17 protein-coding genes and 1 other RNA gene are annotated in these 19,016 nt (G+C 49.7%); 5 read left to right on the forward strand and 13 right to left on the reverse strand.

From position 1 onward, the window contains the following. Positions 1-867 precede the first annotated feature (867 nt). Entirely contained in the window at positions 868-1,329 is a 462-nt protein-coding gene (locus CRO19_RS14040) for an Lrp/AsnC family transcriptional regulator (protein WP_097097662.1), read from the reverse strand. Positions 1,330-1,425: 96 nt separating this feature from the next. Between CRO19_RS14040 and CRO19_RS14045 the strand changes: the two genes are divergently transcribed. Beyond that, positions 1,426-1,830 carry a DUF2000 domain-containing protein gene (locus tag CRO19_RS14045; RefSeq protein ID WP_176519155.1) on the forward strand — a complete coding sequence of 135 codons (405 nt, stop codon included), beginning with the start codon at positions 1,426-1,428 and terminating at the stop codon, positions 1,828-1,830. Positions 1,831-2,481: 651 nt separating this feature from the next. Here CRO19_RS14045 and CRO19_RS14055 read toward each other — a convergent pair. Continuing rightward, a complete protein-coding gene (locus CRO19_RS14055) occupies positions 2,482-2,934 on the reverse strand; it encodes a GNAT family N-acetyltransferase (protein ID WP_097096370.1) in 453 nt (150 codons plus the stop codon). A 233-nt stretch (positions 2,935-3,167) separates the two neighbouring features. On the opposite strand from CRO19_RS14055, the gene CRO19_RS14060 reads away from it, so the two are divergent. The 3 genes from CRO19_RS14060 to CRO19_RS14070 all read left to right on the forward strand — a co-directional run bounded on the left by CRO19_RS14060 (position 3,168) and on the right by CRO19_RS14070 (position 5,227). Continuing rightward, a complete protein-coding gene (locus CRO19_RS14060) occupies positions 3,168-3,716 on the forward strand; it encodes a GNAT family N-acetyltransferase (RefSeq protein WP_072927197.1) in 549 nt (182 codons plus the stop codon). Between the two features lie 179 nt (positions 3,717-3,895). Then, entirely contained in the window at positions 3,896-4,291 is a 396-nt protein-coding gene (locus tag CRO19_RS14065) for a VOC family protein (protein WP_097096371.1), read from the forward strand. Positions 4,292-4,552: 261 nt separating this feature from the next. Beyond that, positions 4,553-5,227, forward strand: a complete 675-nt coding sequence (locus tag CRO19_RS14070) for a DUF2625 domain-containing protein (RefSeq protein ID WP_097096372.1) — start codon at positions 4,553-4,555, stop codon at positions 5,225-5,227. Between the two features lie 180 nt (positions 5,228-5,407). On the opposite strand, the gene CRO19_RS14075 is transcribed toward CRO19_RS14070, so the two are convergent. From CRO19_RS14075 to CRO19_RS14105, 7 genes are all read right to left on the reverse strand, one after another. Then, on the reverse strand, positions 5,408-7,255 hold the full coding sequence (locus CRO19_RS14075) for a UvrD-helicase domain-containing protein (protein ID WP_097096373.1): 1,848 nt from the start codon (positions 7,253-7,255) through the stop codon (positions 5,408-5,410). Continuing rightward, entirely contained in the window at positions 7,252-9,546 is a 2,295-nt protein-coding gene (locus tag CRO19_RS14080) for an AAA family ATPase (protein ID WP_097096374.1), read from the reverse strand. Before CRO19_RS14080 ends, CRO19_RS14075 begins: the two co-directional genes overlap by 4 nt. A 262-nt stretch (positions 9,547-9,808) precedes the next feature. Further along, entirely contained in the window at positions 9,809-12,133 is a 2,325-nt protein-coding gene (locus CRO19_RS14085) for a phage/plasmid primase, P4 family (protein WP_097096375.1), read from the reverse strand. Positions 12,134-12,147: 14 nt separating this feature from the next. After that, a complete protein-coding gene (locus CRO19_RS14090) occupies positions 12,148-12,471 on the reverse strand; it encodes a DUF5375 domain-containing protein (RefSeq protein WP_097096376.1) in 324 nt (107 codons plus the stop codon). Next, positions 12,468-12,692: a hypothetical protein gene (locus CRO19_RS14095; RefSeq protein ID WP_097096377.1), complete on the reverse strand. Its 225-nt coding sequence runs from the start codon at positions 12,690-12,692 to the stop codon at positions 12,468-12,470. Before CRO19_RS14095 ends, CRO19_RS14090 begins: the two co-directional genes overlap by 4 nt. Beyond that, a complete protein-coding gene (locus tag CRO19_RS14100) occupies positions 12,689-13,228 on the reverse strand; it encodes a host cell division inhibitor Icd-like protein (RefSeq protein ID WP_097096378.1) in 540 nt (179 codons plus the stop codon). Before CRO19_RS14100 ends, CRO19_RS14095 begins: the two co-directional genes overlap by 4 nt. Positions 13,229-13,446: 218 nt before the next feature. Continuing rightward, on the reverse strand, positions 13,447-13,713 hold the full coding sequence (locus tag CRO19_RS14105) for a helix-turn-helix transcriptional regulator (protein ID WP_097096379.1): 267 nt from the start codon (positions 13,711-13,713) through the stop codon (positions 13,447-13,449). A gap of 628 nt (positions 13,714-14,341) precedes the next feature. On the opposite strand from CRO19_RS14105, the gene CRO19_RS14110 reads away from it, so the two are divergent. Continuing rightward, entirely contained in the window at positions 14,342-14,611 is a 270-nt protein-coding gene (locus tag CRO19_RS14110) for an ogr/Delta-like zinc finger family protein (protein ID WP_097096380.1), read from the forward strand. 238 nt (positions 14,612-14,849) lie between these two features. On the opposite strand, the gene CRO19_RS14115 is transcribed toward CRO19_RS14110, so the two are convergent. The 4 genes from CRO19_RS14115 to ssrA form a co-directional block, all read right to left on the reverse strand. Continuing rightward, complete coding sequence (locus CRO19_RS14115) at positions 14,850-15,953, reverse strand: protein kinase domain-containing protein (protein WP_097096381.1); 1,104 nt, start codon at positions 15,951-15,953, stop codon at positions 14,850-14,852. A 6-nt stretch (positions 15,954-15,959) separates the two neighbouring features. Then, positions 15,960-17,207: a DUF3644 domain-containing protein gene (locus CRO19_RS14120; protein WP_097096382.1), complete on the reverse strand. Its 1,248-nt coding sequence runs from the start codon at positions 17,205-17,207 to the stop codon at positions 15,960-15,962. Beyond that, the gene (locus CRO19_RS14125) at positions 17,204-18,418 is read right to left on the reverse strand and encodes an integrase domain-containing protein (RefSeq protein WP_097096383.1); all 1,215 of its coding nucleotides are present in this window, start codon (positions 18,416-18,418) and stop codon (positions 17,204-17,206) included. The genes CRO19_RS14120 and CRO19_RS14125 overlap by 4 nt, the downstream gene beginning before the upstream one ends. Before the next feature lie 193 nt (positions 18,419-18,611). Beyond that, positions 18,612-18,974: a transfer-messenger RNA gene (gene ssrA / locus CRO19_RS14130) on the reverse strand. Positions 18,975-19,016: the final 42 nt, after the last annotated feature.

Raw genomic sequence — 19,016 nt, forward strand, 5'->3', positions numbered from 1 at the left:
TTTGCATCTTCATGTACTAATCCTCGAAAACTATCTAAGTTACCTGACACATTTTTAAGATATAATCTTTCTAATTGCTCTTTGTTCAACTCTATTTTAATTTTATTTGAATAAACAGTGATTACCACGTGCTTCTCCATTAGTTAACGTTAAAATAATGCAGGGTTCTCTTGTTGAGCAGGTAAGTCCAAGGATCTTCAGCCAGTTGTTGTACCAATACTGGTTTATGTTTCATTATATTACTGCCATAGGGGTAAAAGTGGAAGCCAGTACGATCACAACTTGCGTTCATTATACGTTTTCTGTCCCATAGCTACAGTAAGAAGTAAAGTCTCAGCTAAACAGGTCCGATAAGCTCCATCAAATAGGAAACATTTCTGTAAATGATTTCATCATAAGTCCCTTACTGTGTTTACAGATTAGTCAGCTACTCGCTTAAAACAGTCATTTATATTTTCACTATGACTTGAATATAGCGCCTAAAACAATATCGGGGCTACTTAGTAATAGTAATTAGATCTTTATTCTTGAGAAGCCACTTTCTCTTTGAAACAAAATCTGCCGCGCCGCGCCGCGCCGCGCCGCGCCGCGACAACGGCTTGCCTGCTGACGAGCGAGCACAAAGTCGAGCTTACAAATAATGGTATGAGCACCTCCCACCACCGGGAGCATGTGAGATTAACTCTGCGTGACAGTCCGCTCAGTGCCAAAAGCGGACATATAAACTGCTCAGGACACCTTAAGTCCCGTAACTCTGCTGACTCAGGCCAGCAGGTATCTGCTCATAACTTTTACGCCAGTGTCCGTCAGTTAGCTCACCAGTTGGTGCCAGTGCGTCAGGTCTCAGATGTGTAAAAGGTCCTGCGGTCAGTCGTCCGAAACCGACAGGAAGCTTGCTCGCCGGCTCAGGTAAATGATTGAGGTCCGGATGTCGGCGATTTCCTCTCTTCGTGCCAGATTAAGCACGAAATCCCTGAGGGCGTCGGTTGACGCTACCGCGACATGCGCGATCAGATCCGCCGCGCCCGTTACCATGTAGATGGCTACGACATCCGGTAAATCCGCTATGTCATCACAAAACAGGGACGCCTTTGGCAGCGCCTGTGGCCTGATTTTGATCGAGACATGTGCCTGCACACCGCGCCCGATTTTCCTGAAATCAACAGCGGCATGAAATCCTGAAATGACGCCTTTACCCTCAAGAGAGCTGACGCGCGCAAGGCAGGTCGACTCAGCGATCCCTAGTTCACGGGCAAGCTGCCGGTTTGTGAGCCGAGCATTTTTCTGCAATCGCTCTAATATCGTCTGATCTATTTCGTCAAATTCCATTCCGCAGCCTATATTGTGAATAAAATTCGATTTTTGACGCATTAAACAGAATATGCAACAATTTTATTTTGATTCATGAGGCAGAGGTGCGGTTTTATGACAGACAAGATGGTTATAGTGGTTGAAGGCGAACTCGAACGCGGGGTTGCCGCAAATGTAATCGGGCTTCTCGGCGTAAGTATCGGCTATCATGTGCAGGGAATCGTAGGTCCGGATGTCGTTGATGCGAATGGCGTAGCTCATCGGGGTATGAGCATGGTGGGACTGCCCGTCCTGGTAGCTGATCGCGAAACCCTGCGTTCGATCTACGAACAGGTACTTCAGATCAGAGGACTTACTGTACTGGACGTGTCCGACGCCGCCGTCGCATCGAGGGATTACACGTCCTACACAAATACTCTCCAGGACCCTGACAAGTCGAGTCGTCCCCTTGGCCTCGCGATCCATGGACCGCGAGCGCAAGTGAATCAGGTTACGGGGCGGCTGGGACTTCTGAGATGAGGCTGGCGTGCGATACCGGCTTCGTTCGTTATCCGCTCTGGGCTAGGCGGCCCATGGCGCTCGTCGCGGTCACTGTCTCCGCACTCAATCTGCGCTCGGACATGACGTCCGACTCTTCGCTCCTGCGTGAGGTGGGACCTGATCTCGGGTTCGGTGTGAACGTGTTCGGTATCTAATGAAGCATGCCATGAATGAACTCGAATGCCATGGCGAAAAGCTAATACATAAAGCCAGCACAATGGCGCTAGGCTGGTTGTCATCGCCGGACATATCCTGATTGCCCTCAAGCATGCAATGATAGACCGGGACGGCGTAATGAGCGGGATACTGCCAGAGGCTTTCATGTTGCACAGACCGACTGACACAAAACGTCAGTGATTGTGCCTGTCAGCTGCTTTGATTTATTACGGTATGAATGTCCGCTTTTCGCTCAAAGCTGCCAGCCAGTTCCTTTGATTTCCTGAAAATGTTTCAGCCGCCGTTCTGCATGCTTGGTCAGAAAAGCAGCGTGTCCAGGGCGGCGCGGATTTAACTGTAATGGCTATGATTTGCCTGAAAGTGGTTTGGTTACGTCAGTGCTGTATCCCGACAGGCGTTCCTGAAAAGCGGTTTACCGGACAGAATATGCGGTCTATTCAGGAGGTGACTGTATCAACGCGCTGGGTCTCTGAGGCATAGATAGTGCGTGACTTTTTCTATGCCAGTTAAAGCAACAAAGCCAGCTCGTTCGTAGAAAGTGAATGCTGATGGAGGAGCGTTTGTGTTGATAAAATCAAACCAGTGGCCAGAATCCTTAAGTATCTCACTGAGCAGGGCGCTGCCAACCTGCCTTTTTCTCCATCCTGAGTCTACATAGAGATGTCGCAGACGTCCGATGCCAGTTTTTAGCGTAAACGGGTCGATGTTGAGTCCACAAACGCCAACGATTAATCCCTCTACAGAAGCCCCAATTAGTTTTTCTCCGGGTCTATCAAAGCGGTTGTGTCCGCTAAGCCAGTTATCTTCCAGTCGGCGTAACATGTTAAATCCTTCGGCCATGCTCTGCGATCTTAACTCAGCAAATCCTAGGCTGTCCGGGGTGACGCTTGTGAGTTGGATATCCATGATTCTTCCAGTGATTTCAATCTGCATAGTCTGGACAGTATTATGATTGTGTCCAGTATGACAATGGCACTCTCATACTTCCTACTGCCATCAATGTCCGCTCTGTGCCAAAAGCGGACGTTGAAGCCGTAATACCATCTTTGCATGATTTAATAGATGACTGTATGCGGATATTTTTCGTAAGGTAAACAAAACCTGACTAGGAATTTATTAACCTGCAAGGATAATTGCCCATGCGAATCCCCACGCTTACAACAGATCGGTTGTTATTAAAACCGTTAGTTGCCGAAGATGCTCAGCAGATCCAGAAGCTTTATCCCCGCTGGGAAATAGTCCGTTATATGGTGGCATCGGTTCCTTGGCCTTATCCAGAGAATGGTGCAGAGAATTACGTCAATAACGTTGCTCTGCCTGACATGGCGAAAGGAATTGCATGGTTCTGGACTATCAGAAAGCGTGAGATACCAGACAAAGTCATGGGCTTGATATGCTTTTACGATGAAGAAGATAACAACCGCGGGTTCTGGCTGGCACCAGAATATCAGGGTCAAGGCTTTATGCGTGAGGCTAGTATTGCGGCTACAGATTACTGGTTCAATGTGTTGAATAAGCCGGTAATGCGCGCACCTAAAGCAGCCATTAACAGCCGCTCTCAGCGTATTTCAGTCAGTAGCGGAATGCGGCTTATCAAAACTGTTAAGAAGGAGTATGTCAGCGGTCTTCTGGATTCTGAGCTTTGGGAAATCACCCGCGATGAGTGGAATGCCCGAAGAGTTCAATGATACCAATAATACAACGTCCGCTTTTCGCTCATAACGGACCTTTGTAATAGTCAAACTGCCCGCTTAGTGCCAGAAGCGGACATACTAACCTCATGCTACTGCCTGATTCTCTTTCTGCCTTGAACTACAACATGAACGGACTACGTTAGAATTTTTCATTTCGTTCAGGAGAATCGGTGATGTTTAGTCATGTTCACGTTGGCGCAAGAGATCTCAACGCATTAGTTGCTTTCTATGAAGCTCTGCTTACGAAGTTAGGCTTTGAACAGATGCCAGAGGGTAATGGCGGTCAGGCTAAAGGGGTTGGCTGGAAATATCCTGATAAACGATGGCCTCAGTTTTACGTGCAAGTGCCTGAAAATGGCCTTCCTTCAACCTGGGGCAACGGTGTGCAAGTCAGTTTTTTAGTCGCTTCTCGGGAAGAGGTTCAGGAGATTTGGCGCCTCTCTATAAAAATGGGGGGAACCGACGAGGGTAAACCCGGTTTCAGAGAATATGCTTCTGACTTTTATGCGGCTTATTGTCGGGACCCAGAAGGGAATAAGCTCTGTTTTGTCCACGCCCCTGTAGAATAAATAATCAAGAGCAGATTATTGCTATTCAAACGGCGTTCTCTTACCTCCTGTGACTGAACGTCGCAATTGCCAGCCGGACAGTCCGCTCCTCGCTCATAACGGACCTTTGTAATAGTCAAACTGCCCGCTTAGTGCCAGAAGCGGACATTGCTAACCTAATGCTATGTTTATCTAAAGAAGCATGTAAGTGACCATATTCAGGTTATCGGCTAGTCGTCCGATATATAAGCTAAAGATGCGAAGTGTGGTAAAGGATAATGCATGAGGGAACTGACTGAATTAATTGATCAGCAAAGCTCTGGCTGGCTTATGGTGCAGCAATGGCTGAAAGAAGCGAACAATAATTATGAAGTGCTTCCTTGTGACCCGACGCTCGCAAGATCTACCTTACATCAGCTTCAGGTTACAACGCTCTCCACGTTAGGCGCTGTGTTATACGAAACGGGAGGCATCTTGGTTGATAATGGCTGGTTGCGGATTTTAGGCTCTGGTCATCCCAAGCTGGCACGAGCTCCTGCTTCCTGGACGAAATCGGTAACAACAGGCCGGGTATTTCAGGCGCTCTTGGTTGCTGATGATGTATCGGGAGGCTTTTTTGCACTTAACGGTGGTGAATTCGGTGAAGATCGAGGCGGCGTATATTATTTCGCACCGGATTCTCTGGAATGGGAGAGCCTTGATACTAATTATTCAGGTTTTCTGCACTGGGTTCTCTGTGGCAATTTGGATCGATTCTATCAAAGCGTACGCTGGAAAGGCTGGCGTGAAGAAACATCTGAAATGAATGGTGACGCGGTTTACTCATTTTATCCTTTCCTGTGGACCCAGCCACAATTGCCTATAGAGCAGCGTTCACGAGCTGTTGTGCCTGTTAATGAGCACTGGTCATTGTGCATGAACTTACAACATCAATTAACCAACATGCAGGGCGACTGACCTCCTCCGTGCAGATCAAGACACCACGATGTAATTAATACTCTTAACATTGTGAGAACAACTGCGAACGTCTGCTCCTCGCTCATAGCAGACCTTGCCAAGCGCGCATGTCGCTCTATGCCAGAAGCGTACGTTTGCAACATCTTCAAAGTCAGGAGCTAATCAGACCAAGAAAAAACTTCATAGGATTTCGATCTCGCTCTCTTGGAGCCAGCCAGCAGCAACAACGTTTCGCTTGACCAGTGCCGGCTGAGGTGTGTATACGACAATCGCTAAGCTATTTTCAGCACGACTACACGTTACGTAGAGAAGCCTGCGAGTACGAGCCAGTGCGTGGTCCTTGCCATCACGCTCATTGTTTTGATCAGTTTTTGTTGGTTCTTTCACACCCAGCAATTTGTCGTAGCTGAACAAAAAGCCGTCTGCCTCATCATCGTTGATGACAACCATAACTCGAGGGAACTCGAGTCCCTTTACGCCTTGGTGCGTACCATAGGGTGAAAGGCCATCTGTATAAGTTGTAAAAGCTGCCAGCTCCGAAAATGGGCGCTCAAGAAATAGCTGATAGGCATAATTGGTTATCGCGTTCGTATCTTCAGGATCGGGCGCTTCTCCAGAAGATTCAAACACCATTGCCTCAACCAAATTTTCTGGTACATCAAGCAGTTGAGTTTGCAACAGAAGCGTTGCAACTTCGCTCAGTGTTGGATCGTTTCTTTCGAAAAGAGAGAGCAGGGCGTGCGTCGCGTCCTCTATACGCTGCATGTGGGCCGATTGATCCACTGTTGACTGCATAGCGTCCTTGCTGAGCAAGGAGGAACGAGATCGTACTGCTTCAAGCAGAAGGAAGTGATCGTCCTTTGCGGTAAGGATAGGAAGAACGCCTTCGCTGAAAACGCGAAGTGCGGTCAGGGTTCCATCCAACAAGCCTGTTTGAAGGTGCTCAACTGCGTAGAGGGGCGTAAACAGCTTTTCGAACCCCATCCGCCGTCCAGCCATCTTATGTTCGAGAATCAATGTCTTTCGGCCTTTAGGGCCGGTAGCCCATTCTCCGTCGTCGGTGATTGCAGCCATTGAATGAGCGATGCCTTCTTCAAGATTTGGTGCCTGTTCTTGGTTTTGACTAATGCAGTACATGCGCACTACACCTTGAATGGCATCAGGCTTTGGGGTCTGCTGATGATTGTCTACGGTGCTTCGAATCACGTTGATAAGGTCTACCACTCTACGAGGACAGCGGCGATTAACGACCTTTTCAGGTTTCCGCCAGTCACCCGGTATCGCTTTATCAAGATGCGTTACCCCGTGGCTGTAAATTTGTTGCATGGTGTCGCCTAGTAGCCCAAGGCAGAAGCGTGTCTGCGCCAATTGCTGGACTTTCAGAAAAGCCTCCATTAATGGCGCGTGGGTGTCTTGGCTTTCGTCAATCAATACAACTGGGTAGAGGTCTACTAGAACATCCAACAAAGGGCGCTTAGGAGCGAATGCTGCGGTCAACTTGATGACCTCATCGTGATTAAGTGCTTGTCGTTCTTTGTTGTTACTTGTAGGGCTATAGATGAACTTAGTAATCTCGTCGAGAGTCTCAAGTCTGCGTATTTTGCTTCGTAGCTTCCGTCGGTTTGCTCGAGATGTTTTATTGTCGCCTCTCGAGCGTGCTAGCTCGCCCTCGATCTTCTCAATGTCCTGGGCAAGTTTGATCCTTAGCCACTCTCTGATCTCGTTGTCGAATCCTTGGATTAGGCGCCATGCGAACGCGTGAATGGTTGAGACTTCCACGAGTGGATCAAACTCTAGCCTTCGAAGAATCTCCTCGCATGCTGCGTTTGTATAGGTAATCACCGCAATGCGCCTCCCCTCGAATGTCAGGCGTTCTCGCTCGCGGCTTTTGAGTTCGCGGATAGCCTCGACGAGTGAGTGGGTTTTTCCTGAGCCCGCTCCTGCGTAAAGAAAAAAACTCTTCGGATCTGCCAGATTCAGACAAGCCTGCATAATTGTGTCGGCATCTGCGACAACTGCTTCGCTCATGACGTCACCTCCGCGCCCTCGGGCGGAATTACCAGAAGCTCTTTTTGCTTGCTTCGCAATTTGGACTCAAGCCAGTTGAGGCCTTCGATGATGTATTCAGGGATTTTGAGGCTGGGAAAATCTTTGTCGCCCAAAACAAGCAACACAAACTCTGCTTTCTTTCCTTCGCGTAATTCTTTGAAAAAACCTTCTCCGACGGCTTCTGATGTTTGCGCCTCATTCAAAACTTTTACGAAAGCCTTCATCAGACCAGTACCATTTGTCTTTTCCGCAAAGTAACCAGCGTTGCTAAGCACAAAGCTGTCTTCAAAGGTATTTGGAAGAGCTTGTATTTCTTCACCAGTAGCGGGCAGATGGGTTGAAATAGGAGTTTGATAGGCTATGCGTACAGAGTACAGGTCGTCGATTTTGTGCTCTTTTTGGTTCGCTGGTAACTCAAGCAGTTCATTCACTGTGCTGCCCAGATGCATCAGTTTCATCCAGCTTCGCAATGTCGGATTGTTCGTAATCTGATCTGAGTTTCTTTGCACCGGTTTTGCAGCTTTATTAAGCCCTGCATCAAGGTCTGTAATAACCAGGGTGAGGATGCCAAGGGCGTCAATTAAAGGCCTTAATCGGTGTGCGTGACTGCCACCGATATCGAGGGTTGTGATGTAGCAGCGGTCAAGGAATGGAAACTTATTTCGCAAAAAATGCGGCAGCATCATTCGCTCTGCTGAACCCTCTACCAATATGACGGCATCGGCGAAGAATATATCTGCATGCTGTGCCCGCAGATACCTGGTAACGAACTCCTTCGTCTTTGTTCCTTCACCGAACACGTTAGAGAGATTAGAGACCGTCGACACCGGTACACCGATATCATACATCCCGGCTGGAAGTCGCCTGAAATACCTAAGATTCTGGTACTCCACTTCATGTGTTACATGGCTGGAGTGAGTGCTCACCAAAAGCTGAGTCTTCAGATTTGGGTAGCGTTCAAGCAAAGCGTCTCGACATAGAACTTGGTAAGCGTGCCGCACGAACACTTGCTGCACTTGAACATGAAGGTGGGCTTCAGGTTCTTCAATGAGCACGAGGTGGATGGGCTCGACGCGGTCTATTACTTCCGTGCTGGCTGCTCTGGTTTTTCTCAGCCACTCGTCCCTGAAGCCCATCAGCCGGAAAATCATAGATATCAGGTTTTGATATCCTAACCCGTTAGCGGTCTCTGGTAAATGAAGAGGAGGGGATCCAGGGGCACCCTGGATTGAATCCAACTCAAAAAGGACGGCCGCTTCATGGTTCATGCCGTCGGTTGTTGCTAGGCGACTTGCGACTTTAATGCGTGGGTCATTACGGCCTGGGTAGCCCAATCCCTCAACCTCTCTAATAGCAGGTTCGAAGCTGCTACTAAGCCTCGTATCGAATGCCGATTGAGCTGCTTCTATCGCCCGCAACGCTTCGAGGTCTGAGACATCTGGGCTGTCACCTGGGTCAAGGTGTCGGGAGTAATAAGATCTGAGTTGTTCCGAGAGTTTTTGAGCGCCGCTGGGTCTAATGTAATCTCCCTGTTTGTCGTCAGAATGGTCGCCGAATCCCCGCTGTGCATTGATTTCATGTACTCGAATTAATCCACTGAGAGGATTGCTTTCCAAGGGATGGGCAGTAGGGCTCAATTGCTGCATTTGCGCCATTCTAGTCGACTTGTTAGGCTTTTTAAGTTGTTGCGGATCTAGGCGGTACCAACGTATTTTGAATTTATCTCCCAGCCGACGGGTCAGGTAATCATGTAGGCTCTGCGGCCATAGCTTCAGCGGCCTACCGGGTGTTTCTTCCATCTCTAGAGCATCCTCAAGCTCTACAACCCTCGTGCGCTCCTTACGATAGTCAGTGTACAGCGTATTCATATCATCAGGTTCAAGCAGAAAACGCATTCCCACTAGCCCCCCGCGCCACGCAAAGTTGGGTATGAGATCCCGGATGTAATGAAACTCCCCTTGATCTGCCGACACCCAGATATCCAGACTAGGGAGCCAGTCAGCCCAGTCCTTGGCTGTAGGGATTTCATAGTTTTCCGGCGCGTTCTCCCACACTTTACCAATCTCATCCAGCTTGGCGAGATGACAAAGAGTCAGATCCTGGAGCCGAAAAGCTGAAGCCTTAGAAACCAAAAATCTCCGTAGTGCCAGCATGGCAGAGGATTTGCCGCTGTTGTTTGCACCTACAAGCAGCGTGGTCTCGTTAGCGAAATCAATTCGCACAGAAAGTAGCTTTCGGAAATTAGATATCTCTATGTGCTGGATGTACATGGGCCGTCCTTGAAAGCCTAAGTAATATCAATTTGCCATCAGTAATATATCTTGTCGCCTATAGCAATCAAAAGAGATTAAAATGGAGGCACTGCTCTAAATGTACGCACCCCGCTCATAGCAGACTCGATTAATTTAAGATGTGGCAAGCGAAATTCTCTTGCATAACAGAGAATGTGTTTTTTATATGCATCTGGATGAATTTAACGCCTATAACGAGCGCAAAAAAACCGGCTTTCGCCGGTTCTAAATATTATGAGTTTCAGGTGGCATCACACTTGGGCAGCCAGTCAGAACTGCTTTCCTCAGTCAGATCAAGATTGGTCTGCATCCCCAGCTTCGTGCGCCGCTTCAGATAATGATGCCCGTACTCGCGCATAATGCTCTCCAGCGACAGACTGAACATCTTCATGCTGAGTGGATTCCTGTAGCCGTTCGCCTCCATGTAAGCCAGATAGGCATGGTAAAGATAGCGTCTCGGCTGTAAGGGCCTGATGCTGGCGTTCCCCATGTAAAGCGAAGTAGGTTCCGGCGTGGTGAACAGATAGCCGCAGAAGTCCACCATCGGATCCGCGTCGCGCTTGATGCGCATCGCCTCATCGGAGTTCTGCTGCGACTGAAGCAACGTCCTTGCGTCCTGCGGCTGGCTGAACTGCTGCATCAGCTGGCGCACGATAACGGCCAGCTCGCCGCTGATTTTTTCCTTCAGCTGTGGGTCGCGTTCGTTTGCCGGGATAATTTCCGGGAAGTGCAGAATAACCCGGCGGCGCGACACGCCGCCGCTGCGGTCGGTGAAGCGCATGGGATTGTTGTTTACCGCCAGAATCACCGCCGGAATGTGCGTTGTGTAGGCATCGCGGTATTTCGGGTCCACGGATACCGCGTCGCCGCCGGTAATCGCTTTAATGCCCGCGCCGTCGCCGCTCCACTTCTCCTGGTCGGGCAGAATTATCAGCGAGAAGCCAATCACCGCCGCGCGCTCGCGCGATGACTCCAGCGTCTCGATGGTCGCGGAGGTGGTGTTGTCCGTTCCGGCCAGCATGGTGGCGATTTCGGCCATGATACTTTTGCCGCTGCCGCCGGGGCCCGTGACCTCCAGAAACAGCTGCCAGTCGTAGCGGTTTGCCAGCACCATAAACAGCGCGGCGAGAATAATATCGCGCTTTGCCGCGTCGCGTCCGGCCGCGCGGTCCAGCCACTGCCAGAAGTGCGGCGCGTGGCTCGCCAGCGTCTCACCCTTGACGGGCGGGGTAAAGTCCACCTCGCTGACCGTGCGCAGCCAGAAGCGTTTGCTGTGCGGGCTGAAGCTGCCGGTGCGCGTGTCCAGTACGCCGTTGCGGAAACCTATCAGGCGGCGCGCCGGGTCGGACTGCTGCGGCAGCATCAGCTTCAGCGTATCCACCACGCCTGAAATCTTGCCCGCCGAGAACGGCGCGCGCAGCCGCTGGAACAGTTTCGCTACGTCGCGCTCAAACTGCTTACCCGAAATGACCTTCCACGCGCCCGCCTTATAGCGTGACAGGATTTCGCCGCTGGCATCCACCGCCAGCGCATTGCGGTAGTGCTCAGCAACGCGCTCCGCTTTTTCGCTGGCGCTCATCGCCGAAAACTCCGCTTCGCTCATCACGTCAAACGGGCAGGCGGTGGCGGGCGCGGCGGCCTCAGCAAGCGCCTGCTTTGTCGGGACGTCGCCGTGCTGCACAAAGGCGTCGTTCCAGTCGCCGAACACGGGCGGCAGCGCGACGACGGCGTTACTGACATCAGCGGCCTTCTTCGCCTTGTCCTGACCGTTGCCGTTAAGGTCGCGGTCGGCGGCAATCATCAGCTGCAGCGTGGCGTGCTTTTCCCGGGCAAGGCCAGCCAGAGAAAGGAGGTTGCCCGATGAGAGCGCAACCCACACCTCATCACCGGTCAGGTTGTGCACCGTCAGGCCGGTCGCGTAGCCCTCTGCGAGCCAGATGCGCTTTGCAGGCTTAGCGCTGCTGAGAACGTGGCAGGCGCCTTTCACCTGGCCGCCCTTGAGCGTGCGCTTCTCTCCGCTGGCATTGATGAGCTGCACGTTAACCAGCCGGCCGCTCATGTCGTGCAGGGGCACAACCACATCGCCGGTGCGGTAGGTCGTTAACGCCACCTTATGCGCCTTTGAAAGCGTAAGGCACGCCTGCTCTGGCAGCCCCTTCCGGGACAGATAGGCGTTGCCCGCCGCTTCCTTTGCCGTGCTGACCAGCTGCTGCGCCAGTGCAGCCGCTGCGGCGCGGGATGCCTCGTCCGTTTCGGGACCGGCTGCGGTACTGTTGCCGGCCGCTACCGGCGGCAGGTTGCCGGTCAGGTCGTTTACGCGCGCGGCGGCCTCTCTGAACGTAATGCTGAGCGCCTTTTTCACCAGGTCCATGCCGTCACCGGCTCCGCACTGATTACAAATCCACGTGCCGCGACCGTCCTTATCGTCGAAGCGAAAGCGGTCCGTTCCCTGACAGACCGGGCACGGCATGTGGCGGTTTTTGATTACCTTCACGCCCAGCGCGGGCAGAATGCGGGGCCAGTGGCCCCGCGCAGCAGTGGCCGCCTCTGATACGGTCATTTTCATCGTTCTGTTCTCCCTCAGTGCAGCACCGGGGCGTCTGTCATGCGCCCGCAGAGTTCATCCATCATTACCTGGCCGAGAAAGCTCAGGCGCGGGGCCGACTTCAGCGGCCCGGTGGACAGCAGGTCGTCCAGCAGCGCGCAGGCAATTTCCTGACCGCGCAGGCGTCCGTGCTGGCGCAGGTAAAAGCCCTCCAGCTCGGTTTCGATAATGTGCTCAAGGCGCGCCAGCGTCAGGCCGGGGTAGCGCTGCTGCTCGCGGCAGACGGTCAGCCACGCGCAGGCGACGGCGCGGCGAGAAAGCGCGGCGCGCAGTTCAGGCGAAAGGGTGCGGTCTTTCATGATTCATCCTCCGCGTTCATCCAGTTGTTCTGGCAGCGCGTCACCACGTCATCCAGCTGCTCGGTGATGAGAAAGACCAGCGAAGCCAGCTGCGCGCGCTGAGCGGGCTGCGGCAGTTCGTGGCACTCCTGAAAGGCGGTCATGTCGCTGACGAAGCGCCCGGCGTTACGCAGGTGCTCAAGGCGTACCAGGTCGGCGTGAGAAATCGTGGCGTGAGTCATGCGCGCACCTCCCGGACCGGCAGGCGGGCGGCAAAGGACAGCACGTAGTCGCGGGCCAGCAAAAGGCGGGCGGCGCGCTCATCGGCGGCAACGGTGCGGAGCATATGAATATGCTGCTGGCGCTCGCAGCGGCGCACGGCGGCAAAGACGAAAACAAACTGAGGGTATGGGGAATTAAGGACCGTAGCCATGATGGCAGTCTCCAGAGAGTAGCGGTTATCGCTACCACCGGAGTTCCTACACTCATGGGTGGTAGCCCGAACGGGGGTAGGAATACCGGCCTCAATGGATACCGGCCAGCCCGAAGGCTGCCCCGCCCGGGCCACCATTACGCAGACGGCGCAACGGATACAGAACCGTTGCCCGAAAAATGGGTGCACTGAGGCTTGGACACAAAAAAAGACGCATGGCGCGTCTGGTGTCGCCATTGAGTAACTCGGGTTCCTACGCCCGGCTGCCGATTTTGCGACAGCGGATTTACTGTACCAGGGAATGGCCCCGGCGCGCAAGCCGGAGGCAGCAGTTAAAAGTGACATCAGGCAACCTCAGCAGCTGGCGGGAGAAATGTCGCCACGGGAAACAGTCCGGATACCGGAGGGCGGGACGCCTGCACATTGCAGGCTTAAGGCTGGCTTCGTTGCGCGAAAGCGCTGCGGCTGTAGCGGTTTACCCATCCCGGCGCCAGTCACATGCACAGGCGGCACTGTATGCGCGACAGAGGGTTCGCGTGATTTACCCGCACGGTTTAAAAACCTCATGCGGTGCGCTCCTGACCGCGTGCTGCAATGCGATCGCTCATCCAGACGCTGATTTCACTGGCGAGCCATGCCACGTTCTTGCCGCCAAGCGACACCTGCGCCGGGAAGGCGTTGCGGCTGATAAGGTCGTAAATGGTGGAGCGGGACAGGCCGCAGACGTGCATGACTTCCGGCAGCCGCAGGAAGCGGTCATTTAGCACCGGGTTTACGGGTAAAGCCGGGGCCGCAGGAGCGGAGGAGTTTGCGGATAATACGGTGTGCATGAGCTACCTCTTATTGAGTCCGTGGTGATACGGACAGATACGTCCGGAGTCGGGTAGCTCTTTATTCTCAGCATATTTACTGCCAAAGCAACAAGGCGAGATGGTGCTGCGGCTGGCACAGGCGCGCAAAAATTAACCGCCTGTTTTTTGCTCAGGTAAATATAGGGCAATATAGACCAATAGTGCTGAGATGAATTATGCAAATCGTTTTCAATGATTAATTATGTTTAAACCAATCGAAATAAACACTCGATAAAGTTTATCTGCATAAAAAGCCAGGTGAAGCATGGTGAACACTGGGTGAAGGGATAACCATTAATTGTTCACCCTTTAATATACTGTATTTACTCTCTTTTTTATTAAGGTGAAGAATGGTGAAGGATATATATAAATTTAAAAGTTGAGCAGGGAGCCAATATGTCACCTTGCCGCCAGCCAGAAGAAGGTCATTTTGTCTGGGCCATCACACAACGCCATCCGATAGCTCGACTGTGCCAGCAACGGCACAATGCATTCACCGGAGCCGCCATTGGCTCTCCCCCTACAAAGAAAGCTAACGATAACGGCTTTATAAACCGTAACTCCAGCCTGGACGGGGACTGGCGTTAAACAGAAGGAAAAAAACGTGATGGCAATGAAATGCCCTGAATGCAGCATGACCGCACACACGCGTACCAGCGAATATCAGACAGGTACGTTAAAAAAGACGTGGTATCAGTGTCGTAATATCGACTGCTCCTGCACGTTCACTACTCTGGAGAGTCTGGACACCATTATCATGAAACCGCAGAAGGTAACTGAAGATGTCCCCAAGAAAGAATTACCGCCACAACGGCAGACGCTAAACCGTTATGGATCAGCCAGCAGACTATCGAACCGCCAGAACGCCCCCAGCTGAGTTTTTATCAGCCACACTTTACCGGTCATCGTGCCGGTTTTTTACATCCCTTTTCTCTGGCCAGCCTGAAGCGCATGAGTGCATGCCTATGCTGCATGAAAACGCATGAATAAATGCAGCTGACTTAATGCAATTCAGGCCAGCAGTGGCGCGGCCTGAAGGGACTCATGCAACCGCATGATAACTGCTACATAAAGCGGGCAGGCGTGGCGGGGGTACGAGTGCGCGCTGCGGGGGATCACTTACCCTCAATCACTTTTTCAAGGGTAGTCTTTAGCTCAGAAATTGAAGGGCGATTCGTTGGCGTATAACTTGTGCAAGCTGAGATTATTTCGTCCAATAACTCAACATTCTCAAGCTTACAGTAAGTTGATATTAAGGCCTCGGGACGGTCTAAGCGGAGTTCTCCAGCTATGGGGAATCTATTTCCACTTAATAGAGCCCATAATGACTTTGCATAGCTATATACATCTGCATGTGAACCTGAGTTTTCAGGGGAGTTGCTTAACATTTCCGGCGCATAGTAATGCAATGATCCCATCTTAGTCCCTTCCTTCGTTACTTTTTCCTTATCAGGGAATGTTGCAATGCCGAAATCACCTAAAGCCCATTTGTTTTGATGAATAAGAATATTGTCCGGCTTAATGTCTCGGTGGAATATGTGGTTTGCGTGAAGTCTTTCAATGGTTATACAAATGTCAATCATGCCTTTTAGAATACTCAGGGGAGTTGACGAGTGTTTCTCGAAATAGTTATCTAATGGAATGGCTTCAGGCATAGTAAACCAAGCTAATCCATCATCATCCAAGTTTGAATAATTGCTTATTATGGGTATTGTGTGAATGTTGCTGTCATTGATGGCGGCTAGTTTTTTTAATGTAGCGATCTCATCATTGAATCTTGATAAAGATATGCCTTTGGCGCGTCTCGCGATTTTCATTACGTGGAATTTATTATTCTCATCCCTCGTTTTCCAAACTACTGCATTCCCTCCATTTCCTATCTGACGAAGTAAAAAATGACCTGCGACTGATATTCCCTGTAGGGTGCCATGATTATTAATGTCATTAGGAAGACGTTCAAAAAAACTAATCATAGAATTCAATGATGAAGCTGAGATTTGTATTAATTTGCAAAGTTTGTTTTTTGAGCCTGATGATGATATTGCAAGTTCAACCTCGGCAAGTGCTCGAGTTCGACCGACTATGACCCCCCAGTTTTGTATTTGAACATTTCTAGCCATTCCGGAAACCATGCCTCCGGGTTTATAGTGAGAATTGATTTCCTCTAAAGCCTGTAAGAAGCCCCAGTCTCTATCTAACCGAAAATAGCCACTCATCATTAATCCTTAATATGCACGAATATTATGTAGTGTAACTTCATCGTTGAGCTGTTCTTTTAAATATACAATCCAATCATTAGTATAAAGGTAGTTATTGAATCCCAAAACAAATCCAGAGTAAGGTCCTTTGAAGTCAACGTTCACTTCTATCGGTCTGGCTTCGAAAAATTTCCAGCACTTGGTATGCAGTGCCATATTAAAGAACTGATGTGTGTCCTTTATCTTTAATACGATGTCAGATGGCTTATGTATAAACGGAGTCCTTACTTCCTTTATAAAGGTTATTCCTTGTTCATATTGCTCTTTTTCTTCATCATTAAGCTTCCTAAAGTTAACAAACTCTATTGATAAATCTGATGTGGAGGCGTGGTTTCCAATTTTAGGAATTAAAAAGGCTTTGATACGATACTCTTGACTCTCCAATGTTTCTTGGTCTAGCTCATGATGTTGGGCACTCATAAACTCCCTCACAACGGAGTAGTTTTGTGATTGGAATTGTTTTAATGCTTCAACCTTAGCTTCGGTAGATGCTCGGCTAAGTTGCATAGATACAGCTAGGTTTACCAGCAAAGCATGCTCATCGCCAAACTCTTTAGTAATGATATTTTCAAAATTAGTTAACGCTGCTTGACATTCCCCACTACACATCAAGTCAATTACAGGTAAGAAACGATGTTCAATTTTATTTCTAAGGCCAATTAAGAAGTGAAGATTCGACTTAATTGGAGAGGTTGTGCCTGGCCAATATTTCTCTGTACATTCCTTTAGTTCCCATGCTTTTTCTTCTCCATCAATGAATATAGTAACCCCAAGTCCATCTTTGTAAAAGTAATCAACTCCATTTTTCTCAAATATGGCGTGAAACAACGATGTGAAAGCTATGTTCATGTTCACTATAAAACCATAAGTTTTGAATTTTATGGTTGGGTTGTTATAGGTGGAAACAGCAAGCACTGCAAATTCTTTGGCTTTGTTAAGAAGGATCCCCTTTCTGGAGTAATTATTCGAGAGTGTCGATATTTGACTTAGTGTTGCTCTGAAGTCATTTTTACTCAAAAAAAGAATACCATTGGTTATATAATCTTCACCTTCTCTTTGGAAATAGGTGCTAAGCTTTTTTGATATATGTGTTGAGCAGGTTTTCAGTGACCACGTGCTTGCCGCTGACAACTCAGTCAACTTAAAAGTGGCTCCTTCCTTTTCCTTCTCAATTAGAAAGTTATATGCTAAATCTATTTTTTGATATTTACTCATTTCGGCTCCCTTTTAAAGAAATCAATTGAATAAATGGCGTCGCCCCACCAACTCATTAACTCGGTTCGTTGCATTAAATATGTTGTTCGGTTGTAGGCTTTTCTGACCTCATTTTTGTCGCTATGAGCAAGTGCAGCTTCGATAACATCAGAGTTGAAACCCATTTCATTCATGGCTGTACTAGCTATTGAACGTAAACCATGTGCAACTAACTTGCCTCCATATCCCATTCGTTTCAAAGCGGCGTTAGCCGTCTGGCTATTCATTGCTTGCTTCGGATCATTCCTGCTTGGAAAAACGTATTCTCGATGTGAACTAATTGGAATCATCAGTTCAAGAATACTTAAAGCTTGAGTCGGCAACGGAATGATGTGCTCCCGCTTAGCCTTCATTCGTTCAGCTGGGATAGTCCATAGTTTTGCATCGAAATCTATCTCAGCCCAGCGCGTCCCTGAAGCCTCCGAAGGCCGGACAAGAGTAATTAGTTGCCATTCAATCAGGCACCGTGTCGAAACTGAAAGATTTGATAAGGCTAAAGAGCGCATTAATTTTGGAAGTTCTTCTGGCCTTAAAGTTGGCATATTTTGTTTTTTAGGTTTCTCAAAAGCCATGCCAATCCCAGATGCTGGATTGGCATCGATTAGACCTGTATTTACAGCATAAATCATTATTTCGTTTATACGCTGCACTAATCGGCGAACCGTTTCTAAAGCACCTCTGGCTTTGATGGGTTCAAGTGCCTCAACTAACGTTCTGGCTTTAATTTTCTGAACAGGTATTTCACCAACGGCAGGAAATACATCTTTCTCTAATGAGCGCCAAATATCTTTCGCGTAATCAGGTGTGACGCTTTTGCTTTTAAGCTGGAACCAGTTAGCAGCGACAGTTGAGAAAATGCTATCCAGAGCAATCTGATGCTGCTCCTCTGCAACCTCTGCCTGTACTTGCGGATCGATCCCATTAGCTAATAGGGAAAGATAATCCGCTCTTAAGCTACGGGCATTGGCAAGTGAAAGGGCAGGGAAGGGCCCTAATCCGATCATGGTCCGTTGCTTCGTTACCGGGCGTTGATAGCGAAAGCGCCAAAGCTTTTTTCCACTGGTTTTTATGACCAGAAAAAGCCCATCGCCATCATGCAGGGTCATATCTTTATCATCTGCTTTAGCGCGTTGAACTTCTGTGTTGGTTAATGGGCGCGTAGTCCTTGCCATGTCTGTATTTCCTGCATGAATTGGTATACGGAATTGGCATACATTCTAGCGTATACCAATTCGTATACCAATTATCACTGGATTCAGGCGGATCGTCTCGGAAGATTACAGACACAAAAAAGCCCGCAGGGCTTGTGCCGTGCGGGCTTCTAGGACTTCTACGGATGACTCTGGAATCATCTTCGAAGGATTTTGGTGGAGCTGGCGGGAGTTGAACCCGCGTCCGAAATTACTACACCGTCGGCACTACATGCTTAGTCAGTCTTTACATTCGCCGGCCAGCTGCGGACAGACACGCCACTGACAAACTAGCCTGATTAGATTTAGTGCTTCAACCCCAGGCAAGGCATCCACACGATCTCTTTTGGGTTTGACCTCTCTTGATCCCCGTCTTAAGAGCGGAAGCTAGGGAGAGAGGGCTTCAAAGCAGGTTATTAAGCTGCTAAAGCGTAGTTTTCGTCGTTTGCGACTATTTTTTTGCGGCTTTTTACGAGGCAAACCGCCCCTCGGCATGCTCCTAAGGCTTCACAATCCCGTCGAGTCCAGAATCAGCCCCAAGAAATTTCTATACTACAGAAAACAGACGTTGAAATCCAGC

The sequence above is a fragment of the Candidatus Pantoea floridensis genome (assembly GCF_900215435.1).
Classification (GTDB): Bacteria; Pseudomonadota; Gammaproteobacteria; order Enterobacterales; family Enterobacteriaceae; genus Pantoea; species Pantoea floridensis.

What these genes read in the sequence shown, in the direction of transcription:
- CRO19_RS14040 (WP_097097662.1), bottom strand. Translation starts at nt 1,329, where the DNA reads ATGGAATTTGACGAAATAGATCAGACGATATTAGAGCGATTGCAGAAA.
- CRO19_RS14045 (WP_176519155.1), top strand. Translation starts at nt 1,426, where the DNA reads ATGACAGACAAGATGGTTATAGTGGTTGAAGGCGAACTCGAACGCGGG.
- CRO19_RS14055 (WP_097096370.1), bottom strand. Translation starts at nt 2,934, where the DNA reads ATGGATATCCAACTCACAAGCGTCACCCCGGACAGCCTAGGATTTGCT.
- CRO19_RS14060 (WP_072927197.1), top strand. Translation starts at nt 3,168, where the DNA reads ATGCGAATCCCCACGCTTACAACAGATCGGTTGTTATTAAAACCGTTA.
- CRO19_RS14065 (WP_097096371.1), top strand. Translation starts at nt 3,896, where the DNA reads ATGTTTAGTCATGTTCACGTTGGCGCAAGAGATCTCAACGCATTAGTT.
- CRO19_RS14070 (WP_097096372.1), top strand. Translation starts at nt 4,553, where the DNA reads ATGAGGGAACTGACTGAATTAATTGATCAGCAAAGCTCTGGCTGGCTT.
- CRO19_RS14075 (WP_097096373.1), bottom strand. Translation starts at nt 7,255, where the DNA reads ATGAGCGAAGCAGTTGTCGCAGATGCCGACACAATTATGCAGGCTTGT.
- CRO19_RS14080 (WP_097096374.1), bottom strand. Translation starts at nt 9,546, where the DNA reads ATGTACATCCAGCACATAGAGATATCTAATTTCCGAAAGCTACTTTCT.
- CRO19_RS14085 (WP_097096375.1), bottom strand. Translation starts at nt 12,133, where the DNA reads ATGAAAATGACCGTATCAGAGGCGGCCACTGCTGCGCGGGGCCACTGG.
- CRO19_RS14090 (WP_097096376.1), bottom strand. Translation starts at nt 12,471, where the DNA reads ATGAAAGACCGCACCCTTTCGCCTGAACTGCGCGCCGCGCTTTCTCGC.
- CRO19_RS14095 (WP_097096377.1), bottom strand. Translation starts at nt 12,692, where the DNA reads ATGACTCACGCCACGATTTCTCACGCCGACCTGGTACGCCTTGAGCAC.
- CRO19_RS14100 (WP_097096378.1), bottom strand. Translation starts at nt 13,228, where the DNA reads ATGTCACTTTTAACTGCTGCCTCCGGCTTGCGCGCCGGGGCCATTCCC.
- CRO19_RS14105 (WP_097096379.1), bottom strand. Translation starts at nt 13,713, where the DNA reads ATGCACACCGTATTATCCGCAAACTCCTCCGCTCCTGCGGCCCCGGCT.
- CRO19_RS14110 (WP_097096380.1), top strand. Translation starts at nt 14,342, where the DNA reads ATGGCAATGAAATGCCCTGAATGCAGCATGACCGCACACACGCGTACC.
- CRO19_RS14115 (WP_097096381.1), bottom strand. Translation starts at nt 15,953, where the DNA reads ATGATGAGTGGCTATTTTCGGTTAGATAGAGACTGGGGCTTCTTACAG.
- CRO19_RS14120 (WP_097096382.1), bottom strand. Translation starts at nt 17,207, where the DNA reads ATGAGTAAATATCAAAAAATAGATTTAGCATATAACTTTCTAATTGAG.
- CRO19_RS14125 (WP_097096383.1), bottom strand. Translation starts at nt 18,418, where the DNA reads ATGGCAAGGACTACGCGCCCATTAACCAACACAGAAGTTCAACGCGCT.